The sequence below is a fragment of the Actinoplanes auranticolor genome (genome assembly GCF_018332655.1).
In the GTDB taxonomy this organism is placed as follows: Bacteria; Actinomycetota; Actinomycetes; order Mycobacteriales; family Micromonosporaceae; genus Actinoplanes; species Actinoplanes auranticolor.
The window spans coordinates 1-17,219 of the sequence record NZ_BOQL01000042.1 but is presented as its reverse complement, the minus strand read 5'-3'; the positions used below and the strand labels follow the sequence as shown (position 1 = coordinate 17,219).

The following is a 17,219-nucleotide window of genomic DNA, read 5'->3' as shown; positions in this document are numbered from 1 at the left end:
ACCAGCGATCCGGGCAGCGTGTACAGGTCTGCCTTCTACACTCGCCGAGCGATGCCTCGCTTACCATCCGTGCCGACACCCATTTGGCCGGCACAGAGAGCCGCAGCGCCGGGACGCCGGATGTGGGGGTCCGCCCGGATGGACGGGCGGCCACGGCGTGGACACCCTGGTAGCCGGGAGTTTTCGGCGTCGCTGCGTCCGCCGACCGGGTGCCGAGGCGGCCCGGCAGTGGGGTGGAACGTCACCGTGAAGGGAGGCAGCCGTGTCGCTGTTCTGGCGGATCTTTCTGCTGAACGGTGTTGTGCTGGTCGTGGCTGTCGTCCTGCTCCTGCTGGGGCCGGTGACCGTGTCCACCCCGGTGCTGCTGACCGAGGCGGTCGTCCTTACTGTCGGGCTCGCCGCCATGCTGATCGCCAACGCGATTCTGTTGCGGATCGGGTTGGCGCCGCTGGCCAGGCTCACCGGCACCATGGGCACCATTGATCTGCTGCGTCCCGGGCATCGGCTGCCGGTTACCGGCCGGGCCGGGATCGCGGAGCTGATCCGCACCTTCAACGCCATGCTGGACCGCCTCGAAGCCGAACGCGCGACCAGCGCTGCACGGGCCCTGTCGGCTCAGGAAGCCGAACGGCACCGCATCGCCCAAGAACTGCACGACGAAATCGGACAGACCCTCACCGCAGTCCTACTGGACCTGAAACGGGTCGCGGACTACGCGCCCCCACCGGTGCGCGATGACCTGCACCAGGTTCAGGAGACTACCCGTAACAGCCTCGACGAGATCCGCCGCATCGCCCGCCGGTTGCGTCCTGGAGTGCTTGACGAACTCGGCCTGACCAGCGCCCTGAGAGCACTCGTCGCCGAGTTCTCCACCGCCGGGCTGACCGTGCACCGGCACCTCGACAGGGACATGCCGGAGCTGGGCAAGGACGCCGAGCTGGTTGTCTACCGCGTCGCTCAGGAAGCCCTGACCAACGCCGCACGGCACGCCCACGCCCACGCCGTCGATCTCACACTGCGCCCTGTCGACGACGGCGTCGAGCTTTGCGTCCGCGACGACGGCATCGGGCTGGGTGACGCCGGTGAGGGAGCCGGCATCCGTGGCATGCGCGAACGCGCTCTGCTCATCGGCGCCGACCTTGCCCTCGGTGCTGGGCCCGCCGATGGCACCGAGGTCTGCTTGCGTATCCCGCTGCGAGACAGGAACACCTGATCATGCCGGATCCCATTCGCATTCTGCTCGCCGACGACCACGCCCTGGTACGCCGCGGCGTCCGGCTCATCCTGGACAACGAAGCCGACCTCACCGTCGTCGCCGAAGCAGCCGACGGCACCGAAGCCCTCGACCAAGCCCAAGCCACCCGTCCGGACCTGGCCATCCTCGACATCGCCATGCCCCGGACAACCGGACTGCAGGCCGCCCGCGAGCTGTCACGCAGCATGCCGCACCTGCGGATCCTGATGCTCACCATGTACGACAACGAGCAGTACTTCTTCGAAGCCCTGCGCGTCGGCGCCGCCGGCTACGTCCTCAAGTCGGTCGCCGACCGAGACCTCGTGGAAGCCTGCCGGGCCGCGATGCGCGACGAGCCGTTCCTCTACCCCGGCGCCGAGACCGCCCTCATCCGTAACTACCTCGAACACGCCGGCGACCCGGGCACCCTGCCGGCTAGGAGCATCACCGACCGGGAGGAAGAGGTTCTGAAGCTCGTCGCTGAAGGCCACTCCAGCAAAGAGATCGCCGACCTGCTGTTCATCGCCGTCAAGACCGTGGAACGACACCGGTCCAACATCCTGCAGAAGCTTGGGCTGCGCGACCGGCTGGAGCTCACCCGCTACGCCATCCGCACCGGCCTCATCGAACCCTGACCGGCCCGCCCGCACTGGCCAGACCCCGCCGCTGCAGCGCGTGACCAGGCGCTCGACCGACCCGCCCCGAGGAACACAGCTTTGGCGCAACAGCGGCGTCAGCCGGGTCCTCGGCCCACCACGCGGCTGCCCGCCCCGCTGGACGGGCCCAGCAGCAACCACACCGCGGTGAGCTCGACGGTGAGGGCCCGGAGCGCCTCATCTACCGCGTCGATGTAGTCGTCGAAATGGGCGCAGGCGTACGCCGGCGTGACCACCGCGATCCTGGCGTTGTGCGGAACCTGCTGCGTGCTTCACGCCGGCTCTACCACCTGCCCCAGCGGCAACCCGCCCGGACCGGCATCGACCACCACGCACGGTGCACCTTTTGGCCCAGGCGAGGCTGGCAGGGCAAGGATTTCCGGGGAACCAGCAACCACCCGATCGGTGCACCGACCCCCACAGCCGCCATCACCACGGCGTTTCCCGTCACGGCCAGCAACGCCGTACGCCAGCATCCTCACGCCCGAGCCATACCGATCCAGCCGCTACGCCAGCAGCCCTGGCGGCGATGACAAACTTCGTCTGGTCTGTCTACCTGGATGCCCGCAAGATCACATCGTCCGACGCCCCAGCGACTGGCTGGCGGCGACCGTCCTGGCCCTGGAACTCACCGCGACCACGACACCGTCCACAAGCCCGCCCGGCGCGCCGTCACGGCGCCGTCGTCGTGCGTCGGCGTACGAACGCCTTGAACCACGCGTAGTCGGGCAGCCGCGCCAAAGCCGGACCGCTAACCACCGTGATCAACACATATGCCGTCGCCAACGGAGCCAGCCCCGGCTCCACCCCGGACGCCACCGCCAAACCGGCGATGACGACGGAAAACTCCCCGCGCGGCATCAGCGCCAAGCCGGCGCGCAGCCGACCCGGCACGGCGATACCGACCCGCTTGGCCGCGAACCAGCCGGTGAGCACCTTCATCGCCATGGTGACCACCGCCAGGCCCAAGGCCGGCAGCAGGACCGGCGGCATGTCGGCCGGGTTGGTGGCCAGGCCGAAGAAGACGAAGAACACGGCGGCGAACAGATCCCGCAACGGCGACAGGATCTGCGTGGCGTGATGCGCCACCGGCCCACCCAGAGCAATTCCGACCAGGAAGGCACCCACCGCAGCCGACACCTGCAGCTTCGCGGCCACACCCGCGACGAACAACGTCAGCCCCAGCACGCTGAGCAGCAACGCCTCAGGATCCTTGACCGACATGAAAGCACTGATCTTGTGCCCGTAGCGGATCGCGACGACGAGGACCGCGATAACGGAGGCAACCGCGATACCCAACGCCTTGGCGCCACCGAGCAGGCCCGCCCCGGCCAGTACCGCGGTGACCAACGGCAGGTAGAACGCCATCGCCAGGTCCTCGATGACCAACACCGACAAGATCACCGGGGTTTCCCGGTTACCGAGCCGCCCCAGATCACTGAGAATCTTCGCGATCACCCCGGACGACGACACCCAGGTGATGCCCGCCAGCACCAGCGCAGCCCGCCAGTCCCAGCCCAGCAGCAACGCGAACCCGGCCCCGGGCAAAGCGTTGAGCACAGCGTCGATCAGCCCGGCCGGCGCGGCGGCGCGCAAGTTGCCCACCAGCTCACTGGCGGAGTACTCCAAGCCCAGCATGAGCAGCAACAAGATCACGCCGATCTCGGCGCCGACCTCGATGAACTCCTCACTGGCGTGCAACGGCAGTAACCCGCCGTGGCCGAACGCCAGGCCGGCGAGCAGATACAACGGGATCGGCGACAGCCCGAACCGCCGTCCGATCCGGCCCAGCATGCCCAGCGCGAACAGCAGCGCCCCGACCTCGACGAGCAACACTGTGGTGCCGTGCATGACCCCTCAGCCGCGCGTCCGGCCGGACGCGAAAATGGCGGTGACCCCGTCGACGCCTTCACGGGTACCCACCACCACGACCACGTCATTGGCCTCGAACACGAACGACGGATCCGGCGACACGATGACCTCCCGGTCCCGCAACACCGCCACGATCGACGCCCCGGTCCGCGAACGGGCATGGGTGTCACCAAGCCGACGTCCCACGAACGGCGAACCGGCATTGATCCCGACCTGCTCGGTCAGCAGACCCGCGGCCTGCTCACGCACACCCGCCAACTGTCCCAGCATCAGCGACGCACCCAACACATCCGCCAGCGCCTCGGCCTCGTCATCGGTCAGCGGGATCGACGCCGCGCTCGAGTCCGGATCATCCACGTCGTACAACAGCAGATCCCGACGGCCGTTGCGGTGCGACACCACCCCGACCGTGCGACCCGATGCCGTCACCAGATCATGACGCACACCGATACCCGGCAACATGGTCTGCTCCACCCGTACACGCACACCAGCACACTACGCGATCTTCACAGGTCGCAACCGTCGCGGCGTAGCCGTAACACGCCACTACCGCTGCCCTACGCGATTCACCTCTCCACGCACGCCCGGACGCCAAGTCGGCACCAACGCAAGGTCTACGCCGACCGCGGCCAGACCACGACCACAACACGTTGCAAGCTCGTCCGAACCTGTATCACCACGCCGGCCATCGTCACTGCGGCAAACCACGCGGCCCGGCCTCGGCAAGAAGCCGAAGGCAGCGCAGCTCGGGAACGGGTTGTCCCAAGCTTCAACGCGACGATCAGCCGTGCGTCCGTCGGTTGACACGAGGGTTGCAGTCGTCGACGTGTGCCGGGCTGCCGCTGCTGTGACCGGTGACGAGACGTGCGAATGGGTGCTGGCCCGGATGGCCGGAACACCCCCATTCGGGCCACCCTCGAAGCAGCCGACTTCTCTGCTGTCGCCGTCATCCCGCGCCGGGCACGACCACAGTGCCCGGACTTCGACCTCGTCCTGCATCACGACGACGACGCCATCGGCGACGACCCGGGCGTCACCCTGATCACCGGCATCCCCACCACTGAATACCAGCTTTATGGCTGACCACGACAACCAGCCCAAGCGGGCCGCCACCAATCACCGCGACACTGCTCCAACCGCACGATGGGAAGTGAAGATGACTAGAACGGACTGGCACGTACTGGCACTGGCTATGTTCATCGCGCCGCTCACAGTGACCGGAGTCGGCTGGGCAGTCAGTCGGGGAAACAATGAAGCCCTCATTGCGGTGGGAGTGGCCGTCAGCGCGCTGGTCGTCCACCTGACCCGCCACCGCAGACGCCACCACGTGCCGGCCGCACGCTCCGCACGGCCCGACGGCACCACTCTGCCTGCGGACTCGGACTACGCCGGGCCGTTGACCCAACCATTTGCGGCCGGCAACGGGCGCCGACTCCGACCGCATGGCGGCCCACCGCTCAAGCCATCACCGACGGAAGGTCAAGAGCAGTAGCGCAGCACTCGGCGGGCACGCTGAGATCCGGCCTCGGTACAGGCACAGTTCTGATCGGTCGTGACTTCGCCGCTGCGGCGTTCACCAGCGCTACGTCGGTGACATCACATGGCCCCATCGATGCATGACCCCATGCTGCACGATCCTCACAGCAAGCGAGCCCGACAGCGTGGTCGCCGTCGGGCTCACGCGTCGTCGAAAGATCTTCACGGCGATGCTCGAACATGGGCTGGAGGTCAAGGCGTTGACCGCCAACCCGTGGCCCACCATGAAATGGACGCCGCCAAAGACAGCCTCCAGCGGCATTGATCGCCGTAGGGTCGCCAACCCAGTGCAGGCACGGACCCTGCTCGCTGGCGTACACGAGCAGGGGAGAATCGGTCCACGGTTGGTGGCGTTCTATGCCTGTCTCTACTACGCGGCACTCCGGCCGGAGGAGGCGGTAGGGATCATCGTTTCCCGGAACCTCGTGCTGCCGGCCAAGGATGGCGAGTGGGGCAAGTTCGTCTTGGAGACGGCCGAGCCACACGCAGGCAAGCACTGGACGGACAGCGGCCGGAACCGCGACTCCCGACAACTGAAGCAGCGAGCGGTAGGGGAGACGCGTGAGGTGCCTTGCCCGCCGCCGCTCACGGCGATTCTGCGCAGTCCTACGTCATGCAGCGGTGTCAACTTGGCTCAATGCCGGAGTATCGCCTACTCAGGTGGCCGAATGGGCGGGCCAATCCTCTGAAGTCCTCTGGCGAAATTACGCCAAATGTCTTGACGGAGGCGACGCTGAGTTAAGGCGCCGAATTGAGACCGGGTACGGACTCAGTGGGCTGCAGTAATTCGGCGCTCATCGGTCCTTCCAGCACGAACCCTGCAAAACGCTGCAGTACTTGGGGATAGGTCTTCGAGATGGCGCCGAGGCGTTCGTACCACCTGGAGTAGGTTAGCGCTTCGCCAATTAGGCGGCCCGCATTCGGGGTATTGGACATCACTGCGAGTTCACTCAACGCCGCAGCCCGCCAGGCTAAGTATGGAATCCCGCGTGCAGTTCGCTCCGCATGTTCGCGTCGGCGCGCGGCTTGTTCAGAGCCTTGACTCAACTTTGTAAGGTGACCCAGAATCCGGGCCTTCAACGGAGCGTCAACAACACTAGATACTTGTTGCTCAATTTCATCGGCCAATGAGAAAGCTCGTTCTTGGTCGCCCTTCTTGTAAAGCTCCTCGGCTAGCAGAATCAAGTGCCATGCGCGCTTGCCGTGGTCAGGCATGTTTCGAGCGATACGTTCAATCGTGTCAAGCGATTGAGTAGCCTCACCCAGGCTTTGGGTTACAACCGGGGACTGCCGATCGTCGAATATCTCAGCGATATCGTCGATGCGATACCGGTCATTTGAATCCTCACGGGCGTCTCCTACGAGGCCTCGAAAGCGCTGTAGCTCGCCAGCCTGTGCCAGCATGTCAACGATGTCGTACATCACGTCATGAACATCGATCTCCTCATCGGAAACTACGTCACGGAAAAGCTTTTCCGCCCGACCGTAGTCGCGCACTGTCAGGTAAATGCGAAGAACTTCAGAAAGTGCCCAGGCTCTGGGTGCCGGTTCTTTGATCCTAATCGCAAATCGAGCCGACGCGTCAGCCAGGACCGTTGCTTGCCGTAGATCGCCAACATTGATAAGCGCCTGTGCAAAGCAAGATAGTGCGTAGCTGCGCTCCTCCGAATCTGCGACTTCTCGGGCAGACCTTTCTGCTTCCTCTGCGACGTCCTCAGCTCGCGAGTGGTTGCCGGTCCCGATTAGAGAGTGGGCCACATTTGTAAGAGATGACGCTCGCCTGTCTGCCATTGCAATGGCGCTCGCAACCTTAATCGCGCGATCGGGCTCCCCTGAACGAATCAGTATGTGGACCACGTCATCGAAGACTTCGGCTTGGTCATCGCGATACAGGGAGGAGGTGTCCTCTATCCATGCCTGGTCGATTGATCCAGACGAACATTCCTGAGCTTCGAATGTGGGATCTGGCTTGTTCCAGGAATGCAGTCCATCGAATGGCTGCTCGATCGACCAGTCATCCTCGCTAGGGTCCGCGGCGTCCCAACCCAAGCTCAGCGGCACGGGCGACCGCGCTCGCCTTTGCATTTGAGTTGCGCTGATCTTCGCGATTATCCGAGCAGCGGGATCCCTTTTTTCTACACCAAACAAGGCTTGCGCTAAGCGAGCATAGGCGCGGTCCTGCATCTCTCTCATCGAGATGCCGTCGGCGATCCTTTCGGCCTCGCCGAAATCACCAATGTCCGAGAGATGCCACACCAAAGCGGCGAACGCTCGATCTTGCTCAATCGAATTTACGATCTTCTCCGCGAATTTCTCAGCTTCTTGTCGGCGGCCCGCATAGCCTAGCGACTTCACCACTTCCGCAAGCGCCCCCGCTCGGCCTATCGGGTCGGCGATCCCTGACGCGAGTGCTTCAGCCCTCACGGGCTGACCTAGAAGCGCCCATACGGCGGGTAACGTGCTCGGAATAGCGCTGTTCCGGTCCTCAAGCCTGTTGCGGTAAAAAGATAGTCTGGTGAGATCGAACAGCTTTGAGTCGTCGACATTTTCTTGCTGAAGGAGAGCATCTTGGCAGGTACGAATTTCTTCAGCGGCCACTGCATCGCCGCCAAATGCAACTAGCATCGTATCGTGCCGCGCAGGGTCAGTAACAAGGTCTACTAGTCGTCCGATTTCTCCCGCATCGAGGAGCATTCGCGAATAGCCGCGAAGCAGATACTGAGGGGTCTTGATTGACCATGCCGGACGGTCATTGTCGGTGGCCTTATATCTTTGTGCCCAGTCGTGGAGGCGATCTCTGTATCTCGAAAGCATGCTCCCGAGATAGCTGACCGCAGTCTCCCGTAGCGCTTCGTGAGTGAAGAGGAAGACTCGGGTCGAGCTTATGTTGTCGGCGCGGCCTGCGATTGTTCGACCGAAGACCCCCGCGAGCAAGCCTTCCAGTTTGTAAAGCGGTGCGCCGATTAACTCCTCCAACTCGGCGGCAGTGAGTCCGCCACCTGACGCCGCCACCAAACCGATGATGTCCTGGTCGACTTGTTCACCATGAAGTAGATCTTGGAGTTCGCGGCTAGCCCGAACCTCAATAGCGGCTGCGTGCGCCGATGTGGCAAGGGTCCGCGTTCGGCAACCCCGGCGCAGCGGATGGTCCGCCGGAACATCGCTGGGCAATGTAGGATTTGGACGGCTGGCAACGATAATACGCAAGCCGTCGCCGCAGATCTTTGGCAACAGGGATGCCACGCTTGCAAGGCCTGAACCTGGTCGAGTTCCGCGGTCTTCGTCAAGTCCATCCACGACCAAGACGAGCCGACGCCCCTCGGTCTTCAGTCGATCGACAGATGCTCTTAGCAGGGCTCTGCGGTGAGCGTCGCGGGCCGCTGGAGCGAGAGCCGCCGGCATGCCCTCGCCGACGATTGCCGTCAACTGGTCAATAAGCATGTCCGTGAAAGCGGTGCTGTCGGACTGAGCCGCCAAACGTGCGGTGATGAAGAAGGACGCCACCTCAGTCTGCGGCGGAGGATTCAGCACAAATGTAGAAAGAAGGGCCGATTTGCCCGCCCAAGGGCCGGCCTTCAGCCATAGATAGTCGCCCTCGCCAGCGCAGAACTTTGCTAACTCTTCCAGCTCGGTATCGCGGTCTCGGAGCGCTCCTGGCAATCCACCTCCAGGGGCAATGTCACGGACCTGTTCGATATAGCCCGACCGGGTCCACCACGGCGGTCGGTTGCCGCGCATGTGGACGTGCATTTGCGGCCCGTCTCCCACTTGAACTGCGGTGGAACCTCGCAGATCTAAGTGGGGCGAGTTGTCCGCAGCAGGAGAGTCACCTACGGACGGCATCGGCCTGCTCTAGAAGTTGATTGTCATGTTGGGGTTGTCGCCAACCTGAACGCCCTTTGCTTCGCGTAGGTCAACGACGTACTTCCCGACCTTGATGCCAGCCCGGTCAGCAGCTTCGAGCACCAGCCGTGCCTGTGATACGACCTCGGGATCATCACCTAGGTCAGTCGCTTTGATCGAAGCGTGCAACGCCTGCGGATCAGCCGCCTTGCTTTCCAACGCTCGAACGGCTTGCTCTGCGTTAACTTCCGGACTGGCGTTGCTCCGGCGAATCCTTCGGATGAGCGCATCTCTGAGGCCCTTGTAGGTGTCCTGGACTGCCCCAGTCACGGACTCGGAGAGACCTGCTGCCAACGCACCAACGATTAGGGATACCGGATCCACGCCAACCTCCTTCTCGCACTCGAACCTTAACTGATCCTGATTGGAGGGCCGAATTGATCAAGTCAATCTGGGTGCTTCAGCCATCTGAGGGTCGATCATTGGGATGACTCAGGGGATGCTGCCTAGGCAAGGCTGGGGCGGAGGGCGCTCGATCCGCCGCTCGACGCGATGCACCTGCTCGTCTGCAGTTCGCTCCGAGATCAGTTGGTCGTCGCCAGTCTTTCGGTCCAACCTCGGTCAGTTCCCGCAGCCTCCTGCGTCGTCGCTTGCTCCAGGTAGCCAGCGGCCTGGCGCGGCGGTGACGCCAAGACTTCGGCATGTATCCGGCAAGAGTGGCCGTCGCGGGCCGGCGATGGCCGGATGTGGCTGGACCGACGAAGAAGGCCACCGACCTCGTTACCGCTGGTCAGTGACCCAAATCGCCTGGTGAAGCTTTGTGCCCCCGGCAGGATTCGAACCTGCGCTTTCGCCTCCGGAGGGCGACGCTCTATCCCCTGAGCTACGGGGGCTCAGCGGAACTGAGCCTAGCAGGCGCCGCGGAGCCCTCGCCAATCGGTTCCGCGGCGCGCCGCCGGTCAGGTTGCCTGGAGCTTCTTCAGCATGGAGTCGATCAGGTTGATCTCGCCCTGCTGGCCGCGGACCTGGGATTCCGCCAGCCAGGTCACGTCGGTGTTGTCCGACTCGTCGAGGATCTCCTGGGCCATGTGGATGCCGCCCAGGTGGTGCTGGCGCATGAGGGTCAGGAACTGCACGTCCAGGGCTGTGCCGGTCGCCTTGCGGAGGTCGGCCAGCTGGGCCGGGGTGGCCATGCCCGGCATCAGCCCGTTCTGCACCGAGCCGGCCGAGTCCTTCATCCAGGACATCGGGGGCGCCGACGACGTCGGGCTCAGTTTCCAGTCGCGCAGCCAGGCCTGCATGTAGCCGATCTGGCCGTGCTGGGTCATGGCGATGTCCGCGCTCAGGGTGACGACGGCCGGGTCGGCCGAGTTCGCGTGGGCGATCATCGACATCTCCACCGCCTGGGCGTGGTGGGTGCTCATGTCGCGCAGGAAGCCGGCCTCGACCGAGTCGTCGCCGGGGGTGGTCAGGCGCGGGCCGAGCAGGCCGATGGCCAGCCCCACGAGCAGGCCGAAGACCAGGACGGCGGCGAGCCACACCGCCCCGAACCGGCGGTGGCCGGCCGGGGTGGTGTCGTCGCTCGCGCCGGCGTCGGCCGGTGCGTTCGACTCGGTCGAGACTGTCATCAGTTGCCCGCGGGAGGAGCCGCGGCCTGGATCGGGCCCGTCGTCGTCTTGCCGCTCGAGCAGGCGGCGTTCGGCTCCAGCGTCGCGTTCAGGCGCAGGGCCTTGACGAACTCGTCGATCCGCTTGTCGTCGGCGTTGTCGACCTTGAGCTGGTAGCCCCAGGCCTGCACGGAGATGTTCTTGTCGAGGTTCGCGATCGGGCTCATGAACATGTAGTCCCGGCCCTGGACCTTCTCCTGCAGCTTGGTGACCTGGTCGGCGGGGAGGCCCTGCTTGTAGGTCACCCACACGGCACCGTGCTCGAGGCTGTGCACGGCGTGCTCGTTGGCGATCGGCTCGGCGTACACGTCGCCCATGCAGTTCTGCCAGGCGGCGTTGTGCGCGCCGCCCACCGGCGGGTTCGTCACGTAGGTGAGCGGGCCGTCCTTGTGGTCCTGCGCGTTGATCGCCGGGTTGTTCTGGGCGCGGTAGTTGACCACGCCCTCGATGCCGGCCGCCCGGTCCTCCCAGGACTGGGTGCCCTTCATCGACGCGAACACGCCGTACCCGATGATGCCCACCGCGATCAGCACGACGACACCGGCCACCGCGATCGGGCCCCAGTTGCGGCTGCCTTTGACCGTGACCGGCGCGGTGGGCTTGCGGCCCTTGCCGCCCTTGCCCTGCGGGCGGGCGCCGGGGCGCGTTCCGGACTTGGCCCCGGCGGACTTCGCACCGGTGGACTTGGCCGCGGGCGGCTTGCCCTGGCCCGACGTCTTGTCGACCTTCACGGTGGACGGGACCCTGTCGGGTCCCGGGGTGCTCATGCTCATCGTTCCTCGTCAATCCGATGGAAAGGTCGGGCCGGGCCCGCGAGCAGGCCCCGGTACGCCGCCGGGCGGCAAAGTCTACCCGGATAGCATGGCTCAGTGACTCCCGCTGACCTCGCTTCCACCGTTCTCACAGCTGCGCGTGCCGTATTCGTCACCCGCGGCCTGGATGTCTCCCTGCTGCCGGAGACCACGACGGTGGAGCGACCCCGAAACCCCGAGCACGGCGACTACGCGTCGACGATGGCCATGCAGCTCGCCAAGAAGGCCGGTGTCGCGCCGCGTGAGCTGGCCGCGGCGCTCGCCGAGGAACTCAGCAGCCGTCCCGGCATCAAGTCGGTGGAGATCGCGGGGCCCGGCTTCCTCAACATCCGCCTGGACGCGGCCGCCGCCGGGGTGCTGGCGCGCGACGTGGTGCTGGCGGGCCAGGAGTACGGCCGCACCGACCGCCTGGCCGGGCAGCGGATCAACCTGGAGTTCGTCTCGGCCAACCCCACCGGCCCCGTGCACATCGGCGGGGTGCGCTGGGCGGCCGTCGGTGACGCCCTGTCCCGGCTGCTGCGGGCGGCCGGTGCCGACGTCGGCACGGAGTACTACTTCAACGACGCCGGTTCGCAGATCGACCGGTTCGCCCGTTCGCTGTACGCCGCGGCCAAGGGCGAGCCGGCCCCCGAGGACGGGTACGGGGGCGCGTACATCGCCGAGATCGCCACCGCGGTGCTGGCCGAGGCCCCGGACACGCTGAAGCTGGGCGAGGACGAGGCGCTCGAGGTGTTCCGGGTCGAGGGCGTCAAGCTGATGTTCGCCGAGATCCGGCAGTCGCTGGACGAGTTCGGCGTGCACTTCGACACGTACTTCAACGAGAAGGACCTGCACGACCGGGGTGAACTGCAGGAGGCTCTGGACCGGCTGCGCGAGCAGGGGCACATCTACGAATCCGAGGGCGCGACCTGGCTGCGGACCACCGACTTCGGTGACGACAAGGACCGGGTGCTGCGCAAGTCGGACGGCGACTGGACCTACTTCGCCGCGGACTGTGCCTACTACCTGGACAAGCGCAAGCGGGGCTTCGACCGGGTCGTGATCATGCTGGGCGCCGACCACCACGGCTACATCGGCCGGATGAAGGCCATGGCCGCCTGCTTCGGCGACGACCCGGACGCCAACCTCGAGATCCTGATCGGCCAGCTGGTCAACCTGGTCCGCGACGGCGAGCCGCTGCGGATGAGCAAGCGCGCCGGCACGGTCATCACGCTGGAGGACTTCGTCGACGCCCTGGGCGTGGACGCCACCCGGTACGCCCTGGCGCGGTACTCCTCGGACTCGCCGATCGACATCGACATCGCCCTGTGGACCCGCGCGTCCAGGGACAATCCGGTGTACTACGTCCAGTACGTCGCGGCCCGTACGGCCAGCGCCGCGCGCCAGGCCGCGACGGTGGGGCTGACCCGCGGTGAGGCCGCCGACTTCCGGCCCGAGCTGCTCACCAACGAGAAGGAGAACGACCTTCTCAAGGCGCTGGGTGAATATCCGGCTGTGGTGGCGAGCGCGGCCGAGCTGCGTGAGCCGCACCGCGTCGCCCGCTACCTGGAAGAGGTCGCGGGGGCGTATCACCGGTTCTACGACGAGCCGGCCTGCCGGATCCTGCCGAAGGGCGACGAGCCGATCGGCGAGGCCAACAAGGCCCGCCTGTGGCTGAATGACGCCACCCGAACGGTGATCGCGAACGGTTTGGCACTGCTGGGCGTCTCCGCCCCCGAGAGGATGTAGTCATGCGGGCACATGAGGCCGGAGCGCTGCACGGCGACATCGGCAACCGGGGACCGGCGTGGCTGCGTCCCCCGCAGGACGTCAACGCGCTCGTACCGCAGCTCTGGCCGCGGACCGTGCGCCGCGCCGAGGCCGGGGCCGTGGAGATCGGCGGCGTCAGCGTCCTCGATCTGGCCGCCGAGTACGGCACGCCGGCGTACTTCCTGGACGAGGACGACCTGCGCTCGCGCTGCCGCGATTTCGCGGCCGCCTTCGCCGGTGCCGACGTCTACTACGCAGGCAAGTCGTTCCTGTGCAAGGCCGTGGTCAAGGTCATCAACGAGGAGGGCCTGTTCCTCGACGTCTGCTCCGGCGGCGAGCTGGCCGTCGCACTGGCGGCCGGCTTCCCGGCCGAGCGGATGGGCTTCCACGGCAACAACAAGTCGGTCTCCGAGCTGACCCGGGCGCTGGACGCGGGCGTGGGCCGGATCATCCTGGACTCGTTCCAGGAGATCGACCGGCTGACCGCGCTGGCCCGGGAGAGCGGCAAGCGCCCCAAGGTGCTGATCCGGGTCACCGTCGGCGTCGAGGCGCACACCCACGAGTTCATCGCCACCGCGCACGAGGACCAGAAGTTCGGCTTCTCGCTGGCCGGCGGGGCCGCGTTCGAGGCGGCGATCCGGGTGCTCGACGAGGACGTGCTGGACCTGCACGGCCTGCACTCGCACATCGGCTCGCAGATCTTCGACACCTCCGGCTTCGAGGTCGCCACCCGGCGGGTGCTGGAGCTGCAGGCGCAGATCCGCGACGCCCGCGGGGTCGAGCTGGAAGAGCTGGACCTCGGCGGGGGCTTCGGCATCGCCTACACGACCCAGGACGACCCGTCGCCGGCCGGCGACCTGGCCAAGCGGATCAACAAGATCGTCGACGCCGAGTGCGCGGCGGAGAATCTCCGCCGGCCCAGGCTGTCGATCGAGCCGGGCCGGGCCATTGTCGGACCGGCCGTGTTCACCCTGTACGAGGTGGGCACGGTCAAGGACGTCGACGGCATCCGGACGTACGTGAGCGTGGACGGCGGGATGAGCGACAACATCCGTACCGCCCTCTACGACGCCTCGTACTCGGCCACGCTGGCCGGTCGCAAGTCCGACGCGCCCCCGCTCCTCGCCCGCGTCGTGGGAAAGCATTGTGAATCCGGGGACATTGTCGTGAAGGATGAATTCCTGCCCGCCGACGTGCAGCCCGGAGATCTTCTCGCCGTGCCCGGTACGGGTGCGTACTGCCGGAGCATGGCCAGCAACTACAACCACGTGCCCCGGCCGCCGGTGGTCGCCGTGCGTGACGGCGCGTCTCGCGTGATCGTCCGCCGGGAGACCGAAGATGATCTGCTCGCATTGGATGTGGGATGAGTTCTGAGAAGCCCGCGGTTCGCCTGGCCCTGCTCGGATGCGGCACTGTCGGCAGCGAGGTCGTCCGCCTGCTGCACGAGCAGTCCGAGGATCTGACCGCCCGGATCGGCGCCCCGCTGGAGCTCGTCGGCATCGCGGTGCGCCGGCCGGGCCGTCAGCGCGACAGCGACATCGATCCGGCCCTGTTCACCACCGACGCGCTCGGGCTGGTCAAGCGCGACGACGTCGACGTGGTCATCGAGGTGGTCGGCGGCATCGAGCCCGCGCGCTCCTGGCTCACCGAGTCGCTGAAGGCCGGCAAGAGCGTGGTCACGGCCAACAAGGCGCTGCTCGCGGAGGACGGTGCGACCCTGCACGACGCCGCCGCCGAGGGCGGCGCCGACCTCTACTACGAGGCCGCCGTGGCCGGCGCGATCCCGCTGCTGCGCCCGCTGCGCGAGTCGCTGCACGGCGACCGCGTCACCCGGGTGACCGGCATCGTGAACGGCACGACCAACTTCATCCTGTCGTCGATGGACGCCACCGGGGCCGGTTTCGGTGAGGCCCTGGACGAGGCCACCGAGCTGGGGTACGCGGAAGCCGACCCGACCGCCGACGTCGAGGGGTTCGACGCCGCCGCCAAGGCCGCCATCCTCGCCTCGCTCGCGTTCCACACCCGGGTCACCGCCGCGGACGTGTTCCGGGAGGGCATGACCGGCGTGACGGCGGCCGACATGGCCAGCGCCAAGGAGATGGGCTGCACGATCAAGCTGCTGTGCATCGCCCAGCGGGGCGAGGACTCGGCCGGCACCGACTCGGTCAGCGTCCGGGTGCACCCGGCGATGATCCCGCGCAGCCACCCGCTGGCGGGCGTCGGCGACGCCTTCAACGCGGTCTTCGTCGAGGCCGAGGCCGCGGGGCAGCTGATGTTCTACGGCCGGGGAGCCGGGGGTACGCCCACCGCCAGCGCCGTGCTCGGCGACATCGTGGCGGCGGCCCGCAACCGGCTCTCGGGCACCCGCGCGCCCAGCGAGAGCTCGTACGCCCACCTGCCGATCCGGCCGATCGGCGAGTCGGTCACCCGCTACCACATCAGCCTCGACGTGGCTGACCGCCAGGGCGTGCTGGCCACCGTGGCGGGCGTCTTCGCCAAGCACGAGGTGTCCATCGCGACCGTGCGGCAGTCCGGCCGGGACGAGGACGCCACGCTGGTGATCGTGACCCACGGCGCGCCGGACGCGAACCTGGCGGCCACGGTGGAGGATCTCCGCTCGCTGGACATCGTCCGCTCGATCGCCAGCGTGCTGCGCGTCGAGGGCGGCGCCTGATCCCAAGCCGTGGACGTCTAGTCCCGGTATTCGGGTACGTACGGCATGCTTGCAGGGTTGACGACGAAGGGGCAGTGCCATGTGGCGGGGCTTGATTGAGGCGTACCGGGACCGGTTGCCGGTCTCCGCGACCACCCCGGTGGTCACGCTGCATGAGGGCAACACGCCGCTCGTGCCGGCGCCGGTGCTGTCCCGGCGCACCGGCGCGGACGTGTACCTCAAGGTCGAAGGGGCCAATCCGACCGGCTCCTTCAAGGACCGCGGCATGACCATGGCCGTGTCCAAGGCCGTCGAGGAGGGGTCGAAGGCGATCATCTGCGCCTCGACCGGCAACACGAGTGCCTCCGCGGCCGCGTACGCCGCCCGGGCCGGGCTGACCTGTGCCGTGCTCGTGCCCCAGGGCAAGATCGCGCTCGGCAAGCTGGCCCAGGCGCTGGTCCACGGGGCCAAGCTGCTGCAGGTCAACGGCAACTTCGACGACTGCCTGGCGCTCGCCTCCAAGCTGTCCCAGGACTTCCCGGTCTCCCTGGTCAACTCGGTGAACATCTTCCGCCTGCACGGGCAGAAGACGGCCGCCTTCGAGATCGTCGAGGCGCTCGGCGCCGCTCCCGACATCCACTGCCTGCCGGTCGGCAACGCGGGCAACATCTCCGCGTACTGGATGGGCTACCAGGAGGACCACGAGGCGGGCAACAGCAAGATCATCCCCAAGATGTACGGCTTCCAGGCCTCCGGCGCAGCCCCGATCGTCAACGGTCAGGTGGTGCCGGAGCCGTCGACGATCGCCACCGCCATCCGGATCGGCAACCCGGCGAGCTGGACCAAGGCCCTCGACGCCCGGGACAGCTCGGGCGGTCTGATCTCGGCGGTGACCGACCGGGAGATCCTGTCGGCGTACCGGCTGCTGGCCCGTGAGGTCGGTGTCTTCGTCGAGCTGGGCAGCGCGGCCAGCGTGGCCGGGCTGCTGCAGCAGGCCGAGGCGGGGATGATCCCGGCCGGCAGCACGGTGGTCTGCACGGTGACCGGGCACGGCCTGAAGGACCCGGAGTGGGCGATCAGCACCGCGCCCTCGCCGACGACGATCAAGAACGACGTCATGGCCGCCGCTCAGGCCCTCGACCTGGCCTGACGCACGCTGCCGCCCGCTTCCGGCCTGGCCTGGCCTGACGCGAGCTG

15 protein-coding genes and 1 tRNA gene are annotated in these 17,219 nt (G+C 66.7%); 8 read left to right on the top strand and 8 right to left on the bottom strand.

The genetic code is table 11. From position 1 onward, the window contains the following. Window positions 1-262 precede the first annotated feature (262 nt). Window positions 263-1,213 carry a HAMP domain-containing sensor histidine kinase gene (locus Aau02nite_RS25260; protein WP_212991053.1) on the top strand — a complete coding sequence of 317 codons (951 nt, stop codon included), beginning with the start codon at window positions 263-265 and terminating at the stop codon, window positions 1,211-1,213. Between the two features lie 2 nt (window positions 1,214-1,215). Continuing rightward, complete coding sequence (locus Aau02nite_RS25255; protein ID WP_212991052.1) at window positions 1,216-1,869, top strand: response regulator; 654 nt, start codon at window positions 1,216-1,218, stop codon at window positions 1,867-1,869. A 98-nt stretch (window positions 1,870-1,967) separates the two neighbouring features. On the opposite strand, the gene Aau02nite_RS25250 is transcribed toward Aau02nite_RS25255, so the two are convergent. The 3 genes from Aau02nite_RS25250 to Aau02nite_RS25240 all read right to left on the bottom strand — a co-directional run bounded on the left by Aau02nite_RS25250 (window position 1,968) and on the right by Aau02nite_RS25240 (window position 4,248). Beyond that, window positions 1,968-2,126 (bottom strand): hypothetical protein, encoded by a 159-nt coding sequence (locus Aau02nite_RS25250; RefSeq protein WP_212991051.1) that lies wholly within the window; start codon window positions 2,124-2,126, stop codon window positions 1,968-1,970. 436 nt (window positions 2,127-2,562) lie between these two features. Continuing rightward, complete coding sequence (locus Aau02nite_RS25245; RefSeq protein ID WP_212991050.1) at window positions 2,563-3,741, bottom strand: cation:proton antiporter; 1,179 nt, start codon at window positions 3,739-3,741, stop codon at window positions 2,563-2,565. Window positions 3,742-3,747: 6 nt separating this feature from the next. Then, entirely contained in the window at window positions 3,748-4,248 is a 501-nt protein-coding gene (locus tag Aau02nite_RS25240; protein ID WP_212991049.1) for a cation:proton antiporter regulatory subunit, read from the bottom strand. Window positions 4,249-4,632: 384 nt separating this feature from the next. On the opposite strand from Aau02nite_RS25240, the gene Aau02nite_RS25235 reads away from it, so the two are divergent. Both Aau02nite_RS25235 and Aau02nite_RS25230 read left to right on the top strand, forming a co-directional pair. Then, complete coding sequence (locus Aau02nite_RS25235; RefSeq protein ID WP_212991048.1) at window positions 4,633-4,845, top strand: hypothetical protein; 213 nt, start codon at window positions 4,633-4,635, stop codon at window positions 4,843-4,845. Window positions 4,846-5,423: 578 nt separating this feature from the next. Then, on the top strand, window positions 5,424-5,987 hold the full coding sequence (locus Aau02nite_RS25230; protein WP_246595426.1) for a site-specific integrase: 564 nt from the start codon (window positions 5,424-5,426) through the stop codon (window positions 5,985-5,987). Between the two features lie 49 nt (window positions 5,988-6,036). Here the strand turns inward: Aau02nite_RS25230 and Aau02nite_RS25225 are convergent, their stop codons facing one another. The 5 genes from Aau02nite_RS25225 to Aau02nite_RS25205 form a co-directional block, all read right to left on the bottom strand. After that, window positions 6,037-9,036: a tetratricopeptide repeat protein gene (locus Aau02nite_RS25225; RefSeq protein WP_212991047.1), complete on the bottom strand. Its 3,000-nt coding sequence runs from the start codon at window positions 9,034-9,036 to the stop codon at window positions 6,037-6,039. A gap of 114 nt (window positions 9,037-9,150) precedes the next feature. After that, window positions 9,151-9,525 carry a Het-E N-terminal domain-containing protein gene (locus tag Aau02nite_RS25220; protein ID WP_212991046.1) on the bottom strand — a complete coding sequence of 125 codons (375 nt, stop codon included), beginning with the start codon at window positions 9,523-9,525 and terminating at the stop codon, window positions 9,151-9,153. A 437-nt stretch (window positions 9,526-9,962) separates the two neighbouring features. Further along, a tRNA-Arg gene (locus Aau02nite_RS25215) sits at window positions 9,963-10,034 on the bottom strand. 66 nt (window positions 10,035-10,100) lie between these two features. Then, window positions 10,101-10,769, bottom strand: a complete 669-nt coding sequence (locus tag Aau02nite_RS25210) for a DUF305 domain-containing protein (protein WP_212991045.1) — start codon at window positions 10,767-10,769, stop codon at window positions 10,101-10,103. Next, window positions 10,769-11,581 carry a thioredoxin-like domain-containing protein gene (locus Aau02nite_RS25205; RefSeq protein ID WP_212991044.1) on the bottom strand — a complete coding sequence of 271 codons (813 nt, stop codon included), beginning with the start codon at window positions 11,579-11,581 and terminating at the stop codon, window positions 10,769-10,771. Before Aau02nite_RS25205 ends, Aau02nite_RS25210 begins: the two co-directional genes overlap by 1 nt. A 96-nt stretch (window positions 11,582-11,677) precedes the next feature. Here Aau02nite_RS25205 and argS point away from each other — a divergent pair, with 96 nt between their 5' ends. The 4 genes from argS to thrC all read left to right on the top strand — a co-directional run bounded on the left by argS (window position 11,678) and on the right by thrC (window position 17,172). Then, on the top strand, window positions 11,678-13,348 hold the full coding sequence (gene argS / locus Aau02nite_RS25200) for an arginine--tRNA ligase (protein ID WP_212991043.1): 1,671 nt from the start codon (window positions 11,678-11,680) through the stop codon (window positions 13,346-13,348). 2 nt (window positions 13,349-13,350) lie between these two features. Then, window positions 13,351-14,736: a diaminopimelate decarboxylase gene (gene lysA / locus Aau02nite_RS25195; RefSeq protein ID WP_212991042.1), complete on the top strand. Its 1,386-nt coding sequence runs from the start codon at window positions 13,351-13,353 to the stop codon at window positions 14,734-14,736. Further along, complete coding sequence (locus tag Aau02nite_RS25190) at window positions 14,733-16,043, top strand: homoserine dehydrogenase (RefSeq protein ID WP_212991041.1); 1,311 nt, start codon at window positions 14,733-14,735, stop codon at window positions 16,041-16,043. The genes lysA and Aau02nite_RS25190 overlap by 4 nt, the downstream gene beginning before the upstream one ends. A 79-nt stretch (window positions 16,044-16,122) precedes the next feature. Continuing rightward, window positions 16,123-17,172, top strand: a complete 1,050-nt coding sequence (gene thrC / locus Aau02nite_RS25185) for a threonine synthase (RefSeq protein ID WP_212991040.1) — start codon at window positions 16,123-16,125, stop codon at window positions 17,170-17,172. Window positions 17,173-17,219: the final 47 nt, after the last annotated feature.

Bases quoted from the DNA above. Each gene is read 5' to 3' on its own strand.
- thrC (WP_212991040.1), top strand. From the start codon at position 16,123: ATGTGGCGGGGCTTGATTGAGGCGTACCGGGACCGGTTGCCGGTCTCC.
- Aau02nite_RS25210 (WP_212991045.1), bottom strand. From the start codon at position 10,769: ATGACAGTCTCGACCGAGTCGAACGCACCGGCCGACGCCGGCGCGAGC.
- Aau02nite_RS25225 (WP_212991047.1), bottom strand. From the start codon at position 9,036: ATGCGCGGCAACCGACCGCCGTGGTGGACCCGGTCGGGCTATATCGAA.
- Aau02nite_RS25205 (WP_212991044.1), bottom strand. From the start codon at position 11,581: ATGAGCATGAGCACCCCGGGACCCGACAGGGTCCCGTCCACCGTGAAG.
- Aau02nite_RS25190 (WP_212991041.1), top strand. From the start codon at position 14,733: ATGAGTTCTGAGAAGCCCGCGGTTCGCCTGGCCCTGCTCGGATGCGGC.
- lysA (WP_212991042.1), top strand. From the start codon at position 13,351: ATGCGGGCACATGAGGCCGGAGCGCTGCACGGCGACATCGGCAACCGG.
- Aau02nite_RS25245 (WP_212991050.1), bottom strand. From the start codon at position 3,741: ATGCACGGCACCACAGTGTTGCTCGTCGAGGTCGGGGCGCTGCTGTTC.
- Aau02nite_RS25235 (WP_212991048.1), top strand. From the start codon at position 4,633: ATGGGTGCTGGCCCGGATGGCCGGAACACCCCCATTCGGGCCACCCTC.
- Aau02nite_RS25255 (WP_212991052.1), top strand. From the start codon at position 1,216: ATGCCGGATCCCATTCGCATTCTGCTCGCCGACGACCACGCCCTGGTA.